Genomic DNA, 20,187 nt, shown 5'->3' on the forward strand with positions numbered 1-20,187 from the left:
TATAATGGACCCATAAAACTAGACACGAAATGAGGAGATGTTAAAGTAGGTTTATGAAAAGAAAACGATATACACCAGAGTTTAAATCCCAGATCGTGCTAGAGGTCCTAAAAGAAGAAAAAACTATGAGTGAAATTGCTTCCTCTCATGGAATCCATGTGAATCAGATTCGGCAATGGAGGAATGCGTTTCTTGAACAAATGCCCCAGTTGTTTGCGAAAGAAAATAAGAAAGTAGATCAAATGAAGGCTGACTATGAACAACAAATTGAAAACCTTTATGCCGAAGTCGGTCGTTTAACCACGCAATTGTCGTGGCTTAAAAAAAAATCTGGCCTTAAGGAGTAGGGCAGAACGTATTGACATGATTGATTGGGACGATGCAGAACTCCCTATTGCCACCCAGGCTGAATTGCTCGGACTCAATCGGTCCAGCTTGTATTATAAGCCTGTGGAGCCTTCTCCTGAAGAAGTGTTCATCAAGCACCGAATTGATGAAATTTACACCAAATATCCGTTTTTTGGCTCCCGGCGGATCACGGCCGTTCTGAATGAAAACGGGTTACACATTAACCGAAAGGCCGTTCAGCGCCATATGAGGGAGATGGGGATTGCCGGGATTTCACCTGGCCCCAACCTTAGTAAGCGCAACCTGGAACACCGGATTTATCCCTATCTTCTTAGAAATCTCGACATCACTCACCCCAACCAGGTATGGGGGATTGATATCACTTACATCCGGCTTCAACGCGGTTGGATGTATCTCGTCGCCATTATTGACTGGTATTCCCGTTACGTCGTTAGTTGGGAGCTGGATCAGACGCTGGAAATCGATTTTGTCCTTGAAGCCGTCAAACGGGCGCTGTCGCACGCTCAACCTGAGATTATAAACAGTGATCAGGGTAGCCACTTCACCAGCCCGAAATATACCGAGCTGGTACTGGATAAGAAAGTTCAAATCAGTATGGACGGCAAAGGTCGGGCTCTTGACAATATCATTACCGAGCGATTGTGGCGGACGATTAAATATGAAGAGGTCTACTTGAAGGAATACGAGAGTCCAAGAGAAGCAAGAAAAGAGATCAATAACTATCTCCATTTCTATAACCATGAACGCCCTCATCAATCATTAGGCTATAAACCACCTGCCTCTGTTTATGGCCTGTGAGTGATTCATCCTTTATAGAGGATCCTTCTCACGGGAGAACCTGTCAAGGATTCGGCAGAGCCCTCGCTTCGCTCGCCCTTGACAGAACCTCCCCTGAGAAGGAAAAATAAAAGCAGGATGAATCACTCCAAAAAAATGTGTACTCCCACTTTATTGGCCTCAATGAGCACCCCAAGCTCTAGAATGCAGATATCCTTTTTGGTTTCTGCCCCACCTTAAAAAAATAAAATTAATGTCTTGATGATGGGGTCCACCATAGTTTTTTATTGATTTTATTTTTTTAAAAAGAAAAAGACACCTATCTTTTGGTAAAATAATGGTGACTAAACCAAAATACCAAAGAAGGTGTCACCATTATGATAACGAAAAAAGATACTTTTGTACAACTACCAAAAGAACTTGAACGAGGATTTTCTGAATTAAATATAGGCAAACATTTGAGAAAAGCAAGAATTACTAAGGGATTCGGTTATTCATGCTTATCTATTTTCCGTCTTATCTTTTTGCTTGTTTTCCAATATAAGAACTGGTTTCAAGCACTTCAAAGTAAGAAAGCCGTGGATTTGCCTAAAAAAGATACCATTTACCGATTTTTAAATTCATCTACTTATGCTTGGCGATCGTTTTTACTTTCTTTGTGTCACGACCTTATTATGCGTATAAAAAAGCTTACTTCTAACAAGAGAGTGAAGGTGTTTATTGTCGATGATTCACTCTTTTCACGGAATCGAAGCAAGTCTGTTGAACTTCTTTCTCGGGTATTTGGTCATACAGAGAAACGATTCTATTAAGTTCAGCGAAAAAGGAAAATCAACTTAACGGGATTAATGAATCCATTGATAAACGCACTTCCGGTTATAAACGTCGTCTTGAAGCACAACTAGATAAGCCTAGCGCTATCTCAGCTTTATTAGATCATGCCTTAAATGCTGGGATTACAGCTGATTATGTGTTAATGGATGCTTGGTTTACGCATGAGCCTTTGATTGAAAAAATCACGGATAAAGGTTTATTTGTCATTGGTATGGTCAAGCAGCTAAAACAACGATATTTCATAAATGGTAAAGCCCATACTCTGGATCAACTCTTTAAAAAAGCAAAGCACACAATGGAAAAGAAAGAGCTACTCGGTTCGATCCATGTTCATCTTGCGAAAAGACTGCAAGTTGTGTTTTGCAATTTAGAAATCCAGCGTTTTGCAAGATTTTTTCCAGCACCTAACTGGAAATTCTGTAAAGGCATTTAAGAGTAAATGGGCTTGACACGGAGCCTCTGCGGACATGATTCTTTTGTCAAGATCCAGGCATAACAATGTTTGGCAAACTTGAACAAGGTTATCATGTCCGCTACTCCATGTAAAGCCCACAAAATAAACTTAAAAAGTGCAATTGTTTTTTCCAGTTGGGTGCAGGATTTTTATTTTGCAAAATGCTCCATTTCTATTTTGCAATAAACACAAGTCAAGATCGTGTTCGTGCGTAACCGCAATAAAAAGAGTGAATGGTTAGCTATTTTGAGTACAGATACCACACTCTCAGATGAAGAAATTATGCGTATTTACGGGATGCGCTGGGACATCGAAACCTTTTTTAAATGTACAAAATCATTGCTTAACCTAGCAAAAGAATTTCAAGGTCGTTCGTATAATCTGTTGATTAGCCATACAACAATTGTGTTTACTCGCTTTATACTCTTAGAATGGGAACGTAGACAAAAGAACGATCCTAAGACAATTGGAAACCTCTTTTTTCTTTTATGCGAAGACATAAAAGACATAGATCTAGAAAGTACGTTGAATCAATTATTAGTGACTTTCCAAGCACTAGCAGAAGCTAATGTTTGTTTGAACATGAAATTATTCAAAAATAAAGTACAAGAATGGATTGCGTCTTTACCTAATTACATCAAGGGATGCCTGACAATATCCGTGTGCGAAAGTTGAGTTAAAATAAAAAGGAGTTGCAAAAAACGATCCCTCTTAACAAGTTTTAGTGTTGATAAATGAAAAAAGAAAGTGATTGGTGAAATAGTTTAATAGTGGCTAGTTGTATAATCAAATGCAACAAATCTTAAAACGTGAAAAACCATAGATAAACCGTGTATGATTAAGTCGACCAAAACAAAAATCGATACGGAGGTTTTATCTATGGTTCAAACACAGTCTACCACAAAAAAACGCCTATTTAAACATCTTACACCCTTTGATCGCGGAAAAATAGCCGCATTACGTGCTGAGGGAAAATCTCTTCAGGCTATCGCTGATGCGGTGGGCTGCCATAAAAGCACCATTTCTCGAGAGTTAAAACGAGGCACCGTGACTCAGATGAAGACAGGTGGAAAGCTATTTGAAGCTTATTTTCCGGATACGGGCCAACTGGTATACGAAAAGAACCGGAAAGCCTGCAGTGCCAAATTTAAGTTGGATGACGCGATGGAATTCATCCAGTTTGCAGAGGCCAAAATCCTAAGGGATGGCTGGTCACCTGATGCAGTCTGTGGTTATACCAAGAGCCACGGTCTATTTGAAGGTGCCCTTATTTCTACCAAGACACTCTATAACTATATTGACATAGGGCTTATTGGTATTAAAAACATTGATCTGCCAATGAAAGTTCGGCTCAACACCAGGAAGAAGCAGTCCCGCCAAAATAAAAGGGTCCTGGGCCGGAGTATTGAAGAACGCCCGGCCGAAGTCAACGACCGACAGGAATTCGGCCACTGGGAGATCGATACCGTCATTGGCAAAAAGTCGAACGACCAGGCCTTGTTGACCATTACTGAACGCAAGACACGCAAGGAGATCATCATAAGGGTCGATGCAAAGGATGCGCCGTCCATTAGTGATGCCATTTCGTGCTTGAAGAAGAACTATGGTGAGCAGTTCCCGAAAGTGTTCAAAACCATCACTGCTGACAACGGGTCAGAATTTGCCGACCAAACCATTGCCTATGAGGAAAGCTGGTGCAACCGCCTTCCAAGGAGGATCCTGGGATACAGGACACCGGATGAATGTTTCAAGGAGGAGCTGGCCCTGTTGGCCTCTTAAACTCATCAGCGCGGGTCAGTTTGTTGAGTGTTTAGCAACTTGACATGGAGCCTCCGCAGGCATGATTCTCCTGCCGAGAAGCCAGATGTCCCAACATCGGCATCGCCTAACGAGGCTATCATGCCTGCCACTCCATATAAAGTTGCGCGGAGTGAGTCCTATATCAGTTAATTTTCATGTTCGACAACGGTTTACAGGGTTATCAGCATGTGTTGCATTTAATATTGCAATTTAGGATAGTTTAATAGTTTAAAAGGTTAGAGGAAAAAAAGTGAGTTTGTGTAATTGAAAATTTGGCTTTTTAATTGAGAATGAAAGGAGGGAGAAATATAAGACTTTGTGCAAAGTAGATACTAGTGGTATGTTAACACTAAACTAAACAATTTATTGGGGTTTTGTTAAAACAATACTGTTACTTCCGCCAGTATCAACAATTTCTGTATCATTTATTGTTCCTAATACAAATCGATCTGATAAATCTAGAGTACCATTGGTACCATCACACAATAACCACTCAAAAGGAATATTATTAATTGACTCATTCCACATAACAATTACTCCTCTAGGGAGTATTCCTTCGGGACCCCTTGGTCTTCGTCGTCCAAGTCGGTTATTAACCATATAAATCACCTCATAAGATTTTAAAAAATTACCTTATAAAATAATATGTTAGTGATTTAAAAAAACATTGGACATTTGTTAACTTTCCATTATTACCCTAACATACATTATTTGCTAATTCGTTTTGGTATCTTATCGAATCAGAATTTGTCAAAAGGCGACTTAAATCGCTTTAGCGTATAATATCCATGGAATAATTTATGTATATCCTATACAAATTCTAGTTTAATAAAGCATAAAAAAGAAAGGTTTTATGCAATCCCTTCAACTAACGTACCCGTTCGCATGTTTGTTATAGAGAAGTCTGTTAAAGATTAGGAAATTTATAATCAGGATATTGAAGATCAAATTGCCCACACTGAAAAGTCCCAGTGGTTTCAGGAGCGTTCAAATCGAGGTATTGCAAATCATTTGCCCCAGGGTGAATGATCTGGAATCATGAGTAAACCAGACGGCTCTTTAATCGGGTCGTTTTTATTTTTCAACATAATGTCAACTATGTTGCGTTTTATCGGTAGAAATGGTATTTTTTAGACAATAAATTCAACATAGTTTATCAAAAGAGTACAAAAAATAAATTCAACATAATTTATAAAGGAGAAGAAATAATGATTGATGAATTTAAAAAGTATTTACTGGAAGAAGGGAAAAGTGAACATACAATTAAAGGGTATATCCAGTCTGTCAGCGGTTTTTTAAAGTGGTTCAGTGAGTCAAAAGACGTAGAATTTACAAAGTTGCATCGTGAAAACGTAAAAGAATACATTTCTTTTCTTCGAACCGTAAAAAAAGCAAAACCAAAAACAATTAACACTAAACTGAATGCGTTAGTTAAATTCAATAAATTTTTAGTAGAAACGAACATTCAACGGGATATGATCTTAACAAAAAAGGATTACATGAAGGCGCAGCAACAATATGCTTCGTTAGCCAAGGTGAAACTAAAGGACGTCGAGAAATTTCGGCAGTTGGTGTTAGATAGTGGAAACAAACGAAATTATGCATTGGTTACTCTTTTAGCTTATGCTGGGTTGCGAATTTCTGAGGCATTAAATCTAAAAATGCAGGATTTCAACCTAGTTTCTAGAGAAATCACTGTTCGAAGTGGTAAGGGAGATAAGTTTAGGGAAGTATTTATGAATGACAAAGTAAAAGCTGCTCTCCAGTCATGGTTAAAGGAACGAAAAGAAAAAAAAATCGAGCATGATTTTCTTTTTATTAGTAATCGTAATCAACCTTTAAACCGCACAACGATCAATAAATTGTTTAAAGAGTATTCGGAACCTATTGGTAAAGAAATTACCCCGCACGATTTACGGCATTTTTTTTGTTCTCATGCGATTAGTAGAGGATTGAGCGTTCATGAAGTAGCGAATCAGGCGGGACATTCCAATATTCACACTACGCTCTTATATACAAATCCGACAAAAGATGAACTTATTCAAAAAATGAATCAACTATAAAAGAGAGAATAATGCTTTCTTTTTTCCTGTTGATTTTAGATAGAATTGTTTATAAAGGATTTGATATGATTGATATCGAATACGTATCATATGGAGGGGAGGAAAAATGAAGGAATACTCTACAAAAGATATATCCAATATTGTGGGCATAGCGACTCCAACTGTACGAAAGTATGCCCAAGCTCTCGAAAAGGAAGGGTACATATTTATTAGAAATGAAAATGGCTTTCGGATATTCGTTGATGAGGATATCGAGATACTCCAACAAATGAAGCAAATGTCAAACGAATCGGGCATGAATATTGTTCATATTGCATCTATACTTATAAATCAACGAAAACAAAATCTTGTCGATACGATACAAAATGAATCGGAAGTCACTACATCTGTAAAAAGTGAAGTAAAAGAAGCGGAATCTCTTAATATAGATCGTATCGATAAGAAATATGATATGTTATTGAAGGAAGTACAGGAACTAAAGCAACTCGTGAGGGAACAACAAGCATATATTGACGAGCGTTTAGAGAAAAGAGATCAAATGATTACGCAATCCATTCGGTCGCTTCAAGAACAACGGCAAGCTTTGCTTGAAGCAAGTACGTCCAAAGAGAAAAAAGGATTTTTTGCGAGATTGTTTTCAAAAAGACTATAAAGATGTAACCGCCAAATAGAAATGAACACTTTCTTACCTAAAAATGCTGAATAAGATTGAACACTTTTTTCCAGTAGAGAAGTGCACTTTATTTGGAGAGGCGGGCATGATAGTCTTTGTCGGCTGAGCCAGATTCATTGATATATCTGGCTTCCTGGCTAATAATCTTGCCCGCAGAGGCTCCAAGTAAAGTGTTCACTACTAATTAGCAAAAAGTGTTCAAAGTTATCAGGCGGTTACATAAAGAATATAGTAAAACTTTTTGTTACTCATCCGTCCTAGTAATAGTAGTGTATTTACTAATACTATATAACAAAAAAGTGCGTACTTACAAATAAAAGCTATAGATATTATACTTGTATCTATATAGAGGATTATCACCATAAGAAATAAAGGTGCTTGCAACGGACTTTTTACATGGTTGGAAGAGATCCTGAAGATTGGAGCATGATATAGCCACTTTTTCGAGATACAGCTGTAGAAAAAGGATATTTATATGCAGAAAAATTCATAAAAGAAAGCCGAGGTATTAAGTTATGATCAAGATTGCACCTTCCATTCTTTCAGCTAATTTTGCGCGACTTGAAGAAGAAATAAAAGATGTAGAACGGGGCGGAGCCGATTACATCCATGTTGATGTCATGGATGGTCATTTTGTGCCAAATATAACAATTGGTCCATTAATTGTCGAGGCAATTAGACCTGTCACAAATTTACCTTTAGATGTGCATTTAATGATAGAAAATCCAGATCAATACATTGGGACGTTCGCCAAAGCAGGAGCCGATATATTATCTGTTCATGTTGAAACTTGTCTTCATTTACACAGAACCATTCAATATATTAAATCTGAAGGTATAAAAGCTGGAGTGGTATTAAATCCCCATACTCCCATCTCAATGATCGAGCACGTGATAGAAGATGTTGATCTTGTATTGCTTATGACGGTTAATCCAGGCTTTGGGGGACAATCTTTTATTTATTCTGTCCTACCCAAAATAAAACAAATTGCTACTATTGTAAATGAAAGAAAGTTGCAGGTTGAAATTGAAGTAGATGGTGGAGTAAATCCTGAAACGGCTAAACTTTGCATAGAAGCAGGAGCCAATGTCCTTGTTGCAGGTTCAGCCATATATAATCAAAAGGATAGAAGTCAAGCCATTGCAAGAATTAGAAATTGAAAATAAAGACGTGGTATCAAAAAAAATTGGAAACTATACCTTTCAATAGATTCTTTTTTGTCTTTTATAGTGATGATGAAAATTTATTCGGTGCGTTGATGACCGAAGTCTTCTTTAGACAATTTTAACAACATCTGAAATTAGGAAAAAAGGGCAACTTTTTGTATTTTTTGTTGCCCTTTTTCTAGTGTCATTTTATTTAGATCAGTCCTATTCCTACTATAGAGAAAGGCTTCTTGCTAAATAATAAATGGACAAATCAATCGTATGTTTATCTTTCGCTGCTTCCTCAAAAGGTGTATGAATCAGTTTACCATTTCTCAATCCTACCATCAGACCTTTTTTGCCTTCAACCAGTAAATCCACGGCTTTTGCACCCATCTGGCTGCTCATCATTCGGTTATAGGCGCTAGGAGATCCCCCACGTTGAAGATGTCCAAGTATGGTCACCTTTGTGTATCAAATCCTGTTTTTTCTTTAATCGCTCTGCCGATTTCTACAGCTCCTACTCCATTAAATGCTCCTTCAGCAACCACAATAATGCTGTGCGTCTTTCCACGCTGATATCCTTGTTTAATACGGTCAATTACATCTTCCACATCATGGTCTGCTTCTGGGATAATAATCGATTCTGCTCCCGCACACATTCCTGCCCATAGAGCAATGTCTCCTGCATCGCGACCCATTACTTCAACGACGTAGATACGCTCATGAGAGGCTGCCGTATCACGAATTTTATCAATTGCTTCCACAGCTGTGTTCACAGCAGTATCAAATCCAATCGTATATTCCGTTCCTGCAATGTCATTGTCAATGGTTGCCGGGATACCAATAGTTGGAAATCCTTGGGCAGTTAATTTTCTTGCACCTTCAAAAGTGCCATCTCCACCAATCACGATTAAGCCATCAATGCCCTCTTTTTTTAGTTGTGCTAAAGCCTGTTGTTGCCCTTCAACTGTCTTAAACTCTTTACATCGTGTAGTTTGTAAGATAGTCCCTCCTCGGTGAATAATATCACCAACACTTCCAAGGCTCATTGAAATAAAATTACCATCCATTAAACCTTTGTAACCATTTTTTATGCCATAAACATCAAGTCCCTTAAAAATCCCTCTTCGAACGACCGCACGAATAACAGCGTTCATTCCTGGTGCATCCCCGCCGCTAGTTAATATTGCAATCTTATTCATTCTTGTTTTCCTCCATATTTTCTACTTCTTATATACAATCCACGATGTTTATTTGCAGTGCCCAGTTAAAACAACACTTTTTTTGGCATTGATGAAACCAGTTTATCTAAGAGGAAAGGAAAGATATCGATTTGGTCATGTATAATTAGACTGTGTCGTAGTAATCGGAGTTTATATGCATACATAAAAACAGAAAAAAAAGAGGACGTTATTGAGATATTGAAACAATTATCCCGTCTTGAACGCCTCATCGGAATTGTGATTGATATGTGGAAACCCTAAAAAACAAACTGTTTGGCTTCGTTTTTTTACATCTAAACTCCAAAGAAATAAATGAATTTATGTTTCTAGTGAATATTTTTGCGAAAGAATATTCTAATCTTTCTAACATTTAATGAAATACTAGTTTCTTACCGATTAAACAAGACAAGAATTTTAGAGAAGCTTTTTAAAATGAGAAACGACATTTTCGACCGTAAAACCGTATTCTTCAATTATTTTATCTCCTGGTGCTGAGGCTCCAAATTGATCAATGGCGAGGACGTTACCGTTATCACCAACATATTTACTCCAACCTAAGGAAGCCCCCATCTCAATACCAAGACGTGCTTTTACGTTTTTTGGAAGTATACTTTCTTTGTATGCATCAGATTGTTTTTCAAAACGATCCCAGCTAGGCATACTAACAACTGAAACATAAATACCTTCCTTTTCTAACTCTGCTTGTGCTTCAACAGCTAAAGCAACTTCAGAACCAGATGCTAATAATAAACCAGCAACTTCACCTTTTGCTTCAGAGATTACATATGCACCTTTTTTAACACCCTCATACGCCTTTTCAGAATCAACAAGTGTTGGTAAATCTTGACGTGAGAGGATAAGAGTTGTTGGTTCGTCTTTACTTTCTAACGCCAACTTCCAAGCTGCAGCTGTCTCATTGCCATCAGCCGGGCGAATTGTAGAGATACCAGGCATTGCACGTAAGGATGCCAATTGTTCAATTGGTTCATGTGTTGGTCCATCTTCACCTACAGCAACGCTATCATGTGTAAAGACATAAATAACAGGTAGTTTCATTAATGCTGAGAGACGAATGGCCGGACGTAAATAATCAGAGAATACAAAGAAAGTTGCTCCAAATACTTTTACACCACCGTGTAGAGCCATTCCGTTAACAGCAGCACCCATTCCAAATTCACGAACACCAAACCAAATATTACGTCCGCTGTAATCTGCAACGCTGAAATTTGCTTCCCCTTTTAGCAATGTTTTATTAGATGAAGCTAAATCCGCGGAACCGCCAAGTAGTTGCGGAACATTTTTCGCTAGGGCATTTAACACTTCACCACTGGAAGAACGAGTAGCAAGTTTATGTTCTCCGACACGGTACACAGGAACATCAGCATCCCAGCCTTCTGGAAGCTCACCATTAATCGCTTGTTCTAATTCCTTTGCAAGTGCTGGATATGCTTCTTTATATTGTGCGAACAACTCATTCCATGCTTGTTCCTTCTTCTTTGCCGCTTCTTTTAATTCTTTAAAATGTTCTTTTACTTCTTCAGGGATATAAAAATCTTCTTCATACTTCCAGTTATAATGTTCTTTTACAAGCTTTATTTCGTCTTTTCCAAGTGGTGAGCCGTGCGAATCAGACTTGCCACCTTTATTTGGTGAACCATATCCAATTATTGTTTTGACTTCAATTAATGTTGGTTGGTCTTCGTTGTTTTTCGCTTCAGCTATCGCTTTTGCGATTGAATCGATGTCATTGCCGTCCTCAACACGAAGTACTTGCCAGCCGTATGCTTTAAAACGATCTTGAACACTCTCACTAAATGACATATGAAGATCGCCATCAAGAGAAATATCATTTGAATCGTATAATACAATTAAACGACCAAGTTTAAGGTGTCCTGCAAGTGAAGCTGCTTCTGCAGATACACCTTCCATCAAGTCACCATCGCCACAAATGCTGTATGTGTAGTGATCAATGATATTAAATTTCTCACGATTGTATTTAGACGCTAAGTGTCTTTCAGCCATCGCCATCCCAACTGCCATGGCAATACCTTGCCCTAACGGACCTGTTGTGGCATCAACCCCAGGTGTATGGCCAAACTCAGGGTGACCAGGTGTTTTGCTTCCCCATTGGCGGAAGTTTTTCAAATCTTCTAATGATAGATCATAACCAGTTAAATGTAATAGGCTGTATAATAACATGGATCCGTGGCCCGCTGACAATACAAAACGGTCACGATTAAACCAATTCGGGTTGTTTGGATTGTAATTCATAAATTTTGTCCAAAGTGTATAAGCCATTGGGGCAGCCCCCATTGGCATCCCCGGATGACCTGATCCAACCTTTTCAATTGCATCGATTGATAGAGTTCTAATAGTTTGAATGGATAACTGATCAATATTTATTTTTTGTTGGAGCACGATTTCCCCTCCCCTAATGTCTGTTTTTATTAAGCTTTACCTGAAGACCCAAATTCACGCATTTTACCTTTAATAGTTTCTTTAATCGCTTCCCGTGCCGGTGTTAAAAATTTGCGAGGATCAAATAGCTTAGCATCGTTGTTTAAAACTTCTCGAACGGCTTTTGTAGCAGCAATTTGGCTTTCTGTATTTACGTTAATTTTTGCTGTACCAAGCGAAATAGCTTTTTGAATATCTTTTGTTGGAATACCTGTACCACCGTGGAGAACAAGAGGAACACCTGTTAATTCCATAATTTCTTTCATCCGATCAAAACCAAGGTTTGGTTCACCTTTATACGGACCATGGACAGAACCTAACGCAGGTGCAAAGCAGTCTACTCCTGTTTCACGAACTAATTGCTCACATTCTGAAGGGACAGCATAAAATGATTCAGCTACTACATCATCTTCTTGTCCACCGATACGACCTAGCTCTGCTTCAACAGATACACCAACAGCATGCGCTATTTCAACCACACGTTTTGTTAATTCAATATTTTCTTCAAGTGGAAGATGGGAACCATCGATCATAACAGATGTAAATCCAGCATGGATGGCTTGTACACATTTCTCAAGGCTTGGACCATGGTCAAGATGAATAGCAACTGGTACCGTTACGTTATATGCATCCATTAATGATTTGACCATATCGACAATTAACTTAAATCCACCCATGTAATTAGCAGCACCTACAGATACCCCAATAATAACAGGAGACTTCTCTTCTTCTGCAGCTTGTAAAATCGCTTGACCAAACTCAAGATTATTGATGTTAAACTGACCGACAGCATATCCATTTTCTTTTCCACGATTTAACATATCCTTCATTGAAACTAATGGCATAATTTCCACTCCTTATATAGTATTTTTAGAATCCTCTTTCGAGGTAATTTTCAGATCATTTATTGCTCTTTGATAACTTTATAAAGGATCGTTCAGATAGTGGAGAGCTAAGCTGTCTAATATCTGAACCATCCTATCAATAGGGGTTGACTTTTGATAATATCCCTAGATTATGGTCTTAGGATCGTTTTGGGGATTTCTTACCACCTATGTTTTTTCATGAATTTCACGAAACGGACCATGTTAATGCTTAATTATTGCAGATCAACTACGTTTTGACCTTCTTCAATTTTCTGTTGTCACGCAAGAACAATTTATTACCATTCAGAGATTAACAAGGATAAGATACCATCTTGTTCACAACAAAAGAAAATATTCCTTTAAATATCTGTTTTACAAGTGTATTTCCTTTACGGATAATCAGGAAAGTTTCAAGCTGAGGAAACTAACATGATAAGAGCAGGAAATCACTATCTTCGTTATTACCTAATTAAAGTTGCTAACTCGTTATAACGACATGAACCGAATTTCGAGAAATTACATAAAAAAGTATCGTGAGGTTACGAAACATCAATATAAAAGAGCACTCGATTAGATACATTAAACGTCATCTATTACGTTTATTATCAATGATAAGCTTCAATAAATTGGTATTTTACGCTACTTCCTCCAATTGTAAGAAAAGAGTGTGTTTGCATTAAACCATCTTCTTTTTTTCGAATACCCTTCATAAGCAGTCCGTCAGTAATTCCTGTTGCTACAAAAAAGCAATCATCTGATTTTACAATCTCATCTATTGTAAAAATTTTTCTTGGATCTTGTATTCCCATCGTAATACACCGATCAAATTCTTCTTCGTTTTGAGGAGCAAGTCTTCCTTGGAAATCTCCTCCTAAACACTTCAGTGCGGTTGCAGCAATTACTCCCTCTGGAGCACCGCCAGTCCCTACTAATATATCAACGTCTACTTCTTCGAGTGCAGTACCTATTGCCCTTGTAACGTCACCATCAGAAAATAATTTAAGTTTAGCCCCTACATCTCTTACTTGTTTGATCAAATGATCATGACGTGGTCTATCCTGTATCATTACTGTTAATTCTTTCAAATCTTTCCCTAAAGCATTAGCAACTGATTTCATATTTTCTGTTAAAGATGCGTCTAGATTTACACAGCCTTTTGCTTTTGGTCCTACAGCTATTTTTTCCATGTACATATCTGGGGCATGCAGTAAACTTCCTCTAACGGATGCAGCAATTACTGCTATTGAATTATCCATTCCTTTTGCCATTAAACCCGTTCCATCAACAGGATCTACTGCAATATCGAGTTGGGGTCCTTTTCCTGTTCCGAGTTCCTCTCCAATATAAAGCATAGGAGCTTCGTCCATTTCCCCTTCACCAATAACAATTAAACCGCTCATATCAATGAGGTTCAGTCGATTGCGCATAGCTTCCGTACCAGCCCTATCAACTTCGTTTTTATTCCCTTTTCCTATCCAAGGATAAGAAGCGAGAGCTGCTTGCTGTGCTACAGAGAGAAAATCCATAGCTAACGCCTGAACACGTTTTTCGCTTTTCAATTCACTCATTTGATCACCTCCTGTGTTATTTATACTTTCTATATTCGATATCACCTATACAAAATCTAGTATAACGTGTATAATATCGATTCGTAAGTATGCACTTTATTAACATATAGTATCGAATAGTATACTGTATTAAACGAGAGAGTTTTCTAATCGATGGACTTAGCTCTTTTTATTTCGTTTTCAAGACCGTTTTCCATGTAGTTTTCCCCATTCACACACTCTTTATTTGATTTCGTAACGGGAAAATTTGGTTTAAGACATTTTCATGGACCGCAATGTTTTTTACGATACGAGACTTCATTCCTTAATCTTTCATTATGCGGGAGACCGTCTTCTGAAAAACCTCAATTCCTTCATGATTGAGCTTTTTCATAACTTTTGAACTCCTATACAGTTGGCGGGATTCGATATATTTTTAAAAATCTTCCTCGTACCGCCTTTGTTTTTCGACATGTAGTCTCCTCATTCTTTAGTCTATTACTCTATTAATCTATTAATCTGTGTCTACTATATTAATTTAGCATCACGAAAAAGCGTCTCTTGAAATTCAAGAGACGCTTTTCCAAGATTATTATTACAGAGCGTTTTTGATGATTTGTGCAATGTCTTGAACAGTAGGAACACGTGGGTTATCTAGAGTACATACGTCTTGGTACGCGTTGTTCGCTAATAATTCGATATCCTCTTCTTTTACGCCCATTTCTGCATAGCCAGATGGGATACCGAAGTTTTTGTTATAGCGTTGAAGCGCTACAATTGCTCTCTCAGCAGCAGATGCAGTGCTTAAGCCAGAAACATTCTCGCCTAAAAGCTCAGCAATGTGTGCGAAGCGTTCAGTACGAGCAATTAAGTTGAATTGGCAAACGTGTGGCATATTAACTGAGTTACAGATTCCGTGTTGTAACTTGTAAACTCCACCTACTTGGTGAGAAATAGAGTGTACTAATCCTAAACCTCCGTTGTTAAATGCCACTCCTGCCATGTATTGTGCATAAGCCATTGCTTCACGTGCTTCGATGTCTTCTCCATTTGCAACCGCACGTGGTAAGTATTCATTAATGAGTTTCATTGCTTGAATTGCAAACGCATCAGTAACTGGTGTAGCACGTTTTGCAACATATGCTTCAATTGCATGGGATAATGCATCCATACCAGTTGCAATTGTTAATCCAGCTGGTTTTTTCACCATTAATTCTGGGTCAACAATTGCTACAGTTGGTGTAATTTTCTCATCGATAACTGGCATTTTTACTTTACGTGCAGAATCTGTAATAACCGCAAGAGATGTTGTTTCACTACCAGTACCAGCTGTTGTAGTGATTGCAACTACTGGAACAACCGGTTTTTCTACACTGTTTACACCTTGATAGTCGTTGATTCTTCCGCCGTTTGCTGCAACTAAACCGATTGCTTTTGCTGTATCGTGAGAGCTACCTCCACCGATAGAAACAAGTGCATCACATTTTTCTTGTTTGAATATATCTACGCCTTCATGAACTTGTGTATCTGCTGGATCTGGTTGAGCTTTTGGGAAAATTACAGCATCAAGGCCAGCTTCACGAATGTTTTTAGCAACTTCTTCTGACAAACCTGTGCCATGAAGAAATGCATCTGTAACGATAAGTGCTTTTGTAGCTCCAATTTGCTTAAGTCTTGTTCCTACTTCTTTTACAGCGCCGCGTCCAATTACGCTAGCTGGTGGAATGAAAAAGTTTCTTTGCGTCATTTTGACTACCTCCTAATGTATGTAATTGTTTACAAAACTAGTTTAGATTCTAATCTAGGTGTTTGTCAAGATAGTTGTCGTAATGTTCGTATTTTTCGAAATAGTATTTTTTACAAGGAGCTACTAGATTACTGTTGGTATGAGGCTTTCCCCTTAGGGAGAGTGTCAATTTTAATAAAAAGCTCAAGGGAAAAACCAACCTAATAAAAGGTTTCAAAAAGGAAAAGTGATTTTGACGCTTATATGGTGTGGAGGGTTAAAATGGAAGGGCAGTATTCAATTTGACTTTAAATAGGATTAAAGTCATATCATAAAACGACTGATCGACTAGATCCCAAGGCATCAAATTGTCTCAAAAAAATGAATGTTTTTTGCGGTCAACTTGAAGCTTTTATTTCATATCCGAATGATCGTTCTATCATGATAATAGAATAGGTAATAGATATAGATAAACTCAAGGGTAGTCAGTATTCCCGAAAGAGGGAGCTACTTATACCGTTTTTCAAGCATTGATGTTCACTATTTCGTTTTCAAATCAAATCGTATAATATATTGCTTTAACACAAAAAAAGTAAATCCATCCTTGAGCCGGCAAGCGTTAAGGGTCTGGATTTACTTTTCTTTGGTTAGATGATCTCCCTTTGAGGGCTTTAACTCCGTAGACATTCAACAACCTCCTTCAATTTATTTCTTTTTTTACTTTACTTTTAAGTTAACTAATCTTTTGAAAATATGCGAGAGACTTTCTTTACAAGTTGCAGAAGCTGCTTTAAGCCAGGATATTCTTGTTATTAGCTAATTTTTACCATTTTTTCCATCTTTTACTAAATTCTTTTTTACGTGTTATAAAACTCTTTTTAAGATATGTAAAATTGGTAAGTAATCTACAATAAACCTTTATCAGTAAATATGGTCCTTAAAGCTTCGTTTACAATTTTAGACTTTGCTCCTCTTCCACCCTTTTTGGCTAAACGGTCCAAAACTTGAGATAAATCTTTTTGAAGATAAATTCCAGTTAACACTGTCTCGTTCTCTTTCTTTTTCATGTTACCCTCAATCAACGTATCCAAGTAATCTTCTTGCTTTTTAGTACCTGAAGAAACATTTACGTCATTATTAATATTAATGTGATTATTATCTTCGATATTAATATATTTATTAATATCATTATTAACATTTTTGTTTATGCTTTTAATATTGTTACCATTAACTTTATTATCATTATTTTTATTAATATTATTGTTAGCAAGATCATCAAAACTTGCTAGGTTTCTATTTTTTCTTGCCATTATTCTTGTACCTCCTGTAATAAATTAAAATAAGCTTGTACCAATGGGTTTTTAAAATCAGTCAGTGTTGCCGGTTTACGTTCGTAAGCAACGCTTGCAGCAAATCTTACAGAACGAGGAATAACTGTTTCAAACATTCTGATACCATTTTCCGCACAAAATCTTCTGCACTTTTGAAGGACCTCTGAGTGTAGGGTAGTTCTTTGATCTACAAGAGTAGCGATTACTCCCTTAATTTTTAATTCCGGATTATGCTGTTCTTTAAAATTATGTATGGCACTTAAGATTTTGATTAAAGACCTCATGCTATATCCTTCAGGTTGGAACGGGATTAAAACACTTTCCGCATACGAGAGGATGTTTCCTTGAACTAACCCTAAGTTTGGTGGACTATCGATTAAAATATAGTCGTATTCTTTTTTAATTGCCTTCATAGCATTTTTAAGCATTTTAAATGGATTCGGGTATTTTTCTCTATTAGAAAGAACATCAAACTCCAAAAAGCTCATATCATCATTTGCCGGCAAAACATCAATATTGGGATGAACATTAATAATTGCCTTTTTTGGATTTAATCCTTCAACTAAGACATCATATAAAGTTTGTTCTACTGAATCAGGATTAATCCCAAACGAAACTAATACGTTTCCTTGGTTATCCGTATCGATAATTAAAACTTTATTGTTATTGCATAAAGCTCCGGCTAGATTCGTAGTTATGCTGGTCTTTAAAACCCCACCTTTGTTAGTAGATACTGCAATGATTGGCATGTTTTTATCCTCCATTAACATTAATATTAATGTTAATTTTAACACGTGTAATAGAAAAAAAGAAACTCTTTGTAGACTACATGGCTTGTTATTAAATCTCATCTTAAATATAAACTATTGAAAGTCAATATGTCTGCAGATAAGATTTCATAAACTTTAATTTATCTATAAAAATTTAGTCCACTCCATTTTTAATTACTTTATAGGCTTGGTCGAAATGAATAGTTTTTCGGAAGTCTAAACCAAAACGATCTGTTTTTCCTATCTGGTATATTGAATTTTCGCCTTTAATATGTTTTTCTTTCTCAAGAAAAGAAAATAATGACATTAACTAAATTCATAATTGCTTGTTTAATATCCTTAACTTTAGATATTATTCTACTTCCTTTAGCTCAACATAAAAAAGAGCCAATCTTAGGCTCTTTAAATTAACCAAAAATGTTATAAATTTAAGCATCAATTGTTAATTTCTCAATCCTTTTATACCTTCTTCTAATTCCTTCTTTTTCTTTAGAAATTCTTCATCAGATAGTTCATCAACTTCCGATTCCTTTATTTCTAATACATTAAACAATTCAGTTTTAAACTCATTGAATTTCGTCAAAGCCTCATTTTTTTCCATATCGAATTGATTCTGTATTTCTTCTATAGCTTTTTGTTTGACAAACCAATCAGGCTTAGGCTCTTTCCATTTCTGAAAATAGGAGATTAAATGAGTAAGAATCGTTTGATCTTCTGAAGTTGTAGCCACCTTATTAGAATTATTATTTGCAGAAGTATTTAATACAGTTGTTATGTATCCGATCGGGTTTCCTATGTCTGTTCTTCCTTGGATCTTCTCCATTAAAAGAAGAACGTTTTCTTGTCCGTATTTTTCCCACGATTTAACAAGTTCATCAGACACTTGAACACCCATTTTTAAGCCAAATTTTTTGACCTGTTCAGCAAAGGTATTTGGTAGTTGAAAATCTTCTAAATTCTCTTCAAAAAGCGATAATTGCGGGTTGTTCTTTTTCTTAGTCGGAAATATCAAAAATTTAATTTTATTAACTCGGCGACCCACTTTAATTTCTTCAATTTCAAAGGAGATATCTGTCTTTTTCTTTAATTCTTTTTGGGCCGGCACCAGAACGCGCTGTTTAAAATTTCCATACGCCGGATAGATATCTTCGGCGCCAAGCATTTTGCGTAAATCATCAAGAAAAAAGGTTCGTTTTTGAAGCTTTTCATACTGTTTTAAAAGTTCATATATACGTATGGCATAAGAACTTTTCAGTTTAACAACGTTTTCTAACTTATAGCTCGTAAACTCTTTTTTTAATTCCAAAAGATATGGTCGTAAAAAAGGATCGAACCTAATATCAATGGTTCCTTCAGATTCGTTATAAGCAACATAACTCAGCCAAGCAACCTGTATTACCTTTTTGTTAATACGAACTTCAAATACTTTCTGCATCAGTTCTTTTGTAATTTTCCTTAATTCTGTATACTTAGGAGAACCTTTGAGGCCTAGCAATTTATTAAACTCTTTAACGGGTAGCGTATATGTTTTGAAGTCAGAATCAGTCGGCCGAATGTTACTGGCCAGACAAAGGATAATCTTCTGTTCCACTACCCCCAATTTATAGTTTGCTTCAATAAGCATATTTGACTTCGTTACAAAATTACTGGTCCTTGTTTCAATTAATTCTGTTGCCAACACAAAGATTTCCCCCCTTCCCATAGACTAATTATGACAAATTCTGAACTATAACGGAAGTTTTTTCTTGTTATAGATGACTTTAAAATAAACAAAGCACCATTTTTGTTATACTTCAAACCAAAAATGTTATATATGAACCATTTTTGTTATAGTTATCACCATTTTTGTTATAGTTAAGGAACCAAAAAAGTTATAGTTAACACCATTTTTGTTATATTTCAAACCAATTAAGTTATAGTTAACACCAAAAATGTTATATTTAAACGTCAAAAACCCTTATTTTTACTGGTTTTTTAGACGTCGAAAACAATAAAATATTTAAATATTTAAAATGTATTATTGTAAAACGACAAAACAAAGATGTATAAAAAATTTTTTTCATGTTATTTACTCAACTTTCGCAGAGTAATTTCTATATGCAACTCTTGATACAACTGCTTTGCTTCGTCTTTCATTATTTCTCTTGTT

14 protein-coding genes and 5 pseudogenes are annotated in these 20,187 nt (G+C 36.6%); 10 read left to right on the forward strand and 9 right to left on the reverse strand.

Going from position 1 to position 20,187, the window contains the following annotated elements; all coding sequences use genetic code 11:
- Window positions 1-53: 53 nt before the first annotated feature.
- The 5 genes and pseudogenes from PB1_RS16405 to PB1_RS16420 all read left to right on the forward strand — a co-directional run bounded on the left by PB1_RS16405 (window position 54) and on the right by PB1_RS16420 (window position 4,213).
- A protein-coding gene (locus PB1_RS16405; RefSeq protein WP_155816422.1) for an IS3 family transposase occupies window positions 54-1,167 on the forward strand; the annotation gives its coding sequence in 2 pieces (ribosomal slippage) (window positions 54-322 and window positions 321-1,167; 1,116 coding nt in all).
- 356 nt (window positions 1,168-1,523) lie between these two features.
- Window positions 1,524-1,937: pseudogene (locus PB1_RS16630) on the forward strand (IS4 family transposase); the annotation flags it as partial.
- A gap of 11 nt (window positions 1,938-1,948) precedes the next feature.
- Window positions 1,949-2,305 (forward strand): annotated as a pseudogene (locus PB1_RS18650) (IS4 family transposase); the annotation flags it as partial.
- Between the two features lie 324 nt (window positions 2,306-2,629).
- Window positions 2,630-3,109, forward strand: a pseudogene (locus PB1_RS16415) (IS4 family transposase); the annotation flags it as partial.
- Between the two features lie 204 nt (window positions 3,110-3,313).
- Window positions 3,314-4,213: an IS30 family transposase gene (locus PB1_RS16420; protein WP_003352242.1), complete on the forward strand. Its 900-nt coding sequence runs from the start codon at window positions 3,314-3,316 to the stop codon at window positions 4,211-4,213.
- Window positions 4,214-4,597: 384 nt separating this feature from the next.
- Here the strand turns inward: PB1_RS16420 and PB1_RS16425 are convergent, their stop codons facing one another.
- On the reverse strand, window positions 4,598-4,762 hold the full coding sequence (locus tag PB1_RS16425; protein ID WP_155816467.1) for a hypothetical protein: 165 nt from the start codon (window positions 4,760-4,762) through the stop codon (window positions 4,598-4,600).
- 680 nt (window positions 4,763-5,442) lie between these two features.
- Here PB1_RS16425 and PB1_RS16430 point away from each other — a divergent pair.
- From PB1_RS16430 to rpe, 4 genes and pseudogenes are all read left to right on the forward strand, one after another.
- Window positions 5,443-6,297 (forward strand): tyrosine-type recombinase/integrase, encoded by an 855-nt coding sequence (locus PB1_RS16430; protein ID WP_003352243.1) that lies wholly within the window; start codon window positions 5,443-5,445, stop codon window positions 6,295-6,297.
- A gap of 106 nt (window positions 6,298-6,403) precedes the next feature.
- A complete protein-coding gene (locus PB1_RS16435) occupies window positions 6,404-6,949 on the forward strand; it encodes a MerR family transcriptional regulator (protein ID WP_003352244.1) in 546 nt (181 codons plus the stop codon).
- A 414-nt stretch (window positions 6,950-7,363) separates the two neighbouring features.
- Window positions 7,364-7,450, forward strand: a pseudogene (locus PB1_RS18245) (hypothetical protein); the annotation flags it as partial.
- Window positions 7,451-7,485: 35 nt separating this feature from the next.
- Complete coding sequence (gene rpe, locus PB1_RS16440) at window positions 7,486-8,130, forward strand: ribulose-phosphate 3-epimerase (RefSeq protein ID WP_003352245.1); 645 nt, start codon at window positions 7,486-7,488, stop codon at window positions 8,128-8,130.
- A gap of 219 nt (window positions 8,131-8,349) precedes the next feature.
- Here rpe and pfkA read toward each other — a convergent pair.
- Window positions 8,350-9,320 (reverse strand): annotated as a pseudogene (gene pfkA / locus PB1_RS16445) (6-phosphofructokinase).
- A gap of 87 nt (window positions 9,321-9,407) precedes the next feature.
- Between pfkA and PB1_RS18655 the strand changes: the two are divergent.
- Entirely contained in the window at window positions 9,408-9,602 is a 195-nt protein-coding gene (locus PB1_RS18655) for a hypothetical protein (RefSeq protein WP_155816468.1), read from the forward strand.
- A 153-nt stretch (window positions 9,603-9,755) separates the two neighbouring features.
- On the opposite strand, the gene tkt is transcribed toward PB1_RS18655, so the two are convergent.
- The 7 genes from tkt to PB1_RS16480 form a co-directional block, all read right to left on the reverse strand.
- The gene (gene tkt / locus PB1_RS16450) at window positions 9,756-11,759 is read right to left on the reverse strand and encodes a transketolase (RefSeq protein WP_003352246.1); all 2,004 of its coding nucleotides are present in this window, start codon (window positions 11,757-11,759) and stop codon (window positions 9,756-9,758) included.
- A gap of 29 nt (window positions 11,760-11,788) precedes the next feature.
- The gene (fba, locus tag PB1_RS16455) at window positions 11,789-12,643 is read right to left on the reverse strand and encodes a class II fructose-1,6-bisphosphate aldolase (RefSeq protein ID WP_003352247.1); all 855 of its coding nucleotides are present in this window, start codon (window positions 12,641-12,643) and stop codon (window positions 11,789-11,791) included.
- A 626-nt stretch (window positions 12,644-13,269) separates the two neighbouring features.
- Window positions 13,270-14,232 (reverse strand): class II fructose-bisphosphatase, encoded by a 963-nt coding sequence (glpX, locus tag PB1_RS16460; RefSeq protein WP_003352248.1) that lies wholly within the window; start codon window positions 14,230-14,232, stop codon window positions 13,270-13,272.
- Window positions 14,233-14,806: 574 nt separating this feature from the next.
- The gene (locus PB1_RS16465; protein ID WP_003352249.1) at window positions 14,807-15,958 is read right to left on the reverse strand and encodes an iron-containing alcohol dehydrogenase; all 1,152 of its coding nucleotides are present in this window, start codon (window positions 15,956-15,958) and stop codon (window positions 14,807-14,809) included.
- Between the two features lie 884 nt (window positions 15,959-16,842).
- A complete protein-coding gene (locus PB1_RS16470) occupies window positions 16,843-17,247 on the reverse strand; it encodes a hypothetical protein (RefSeq protein ID WP_003352250.1) in 405 nt (134 codons plus the stop codon).
- Window positions 17,247-18,017 carry a ParA family protein gene (locus tag PB1_RS16475; protein ID WP_003352252.1) on the reverse strand — a complete coding sequence of 257 codons (771 nt, stop codon included), beginning with the start codon at window positions 18,015-18,017 and terminating at the stop codon, window positions 17,247-17,249. Before PB1_RS16475 ends, PB1_RS16470 begins: the two co-directional genes overlap by 1 nt.
- Before the next feature lie 463 nt (window positions 18,018-18,480).
- On the reverse strand, window positions 18,481-19,719 hold the full coding sequence (locus tag PB1_RS16480; RefSeq protein ID WP_003352254.1) for a replication initiation protein: 1,239 nt from the start codon (window positions 19,717-19,719) through the stop codon (window positions 18,481-18,483).
- Window positions 19,720-20,187 lie beyond the last annotated feature (468 nt).

This window comes from Bacillus methanolicus PB1 (assembly GCF_000262755.1).
GTDB classification, from domain to species: Bacteria; Bacillota; Bacilli; order Bacillales; family Cytobacillaceae; genus Bacillus_Z; species Bacillus_Z methanolicus.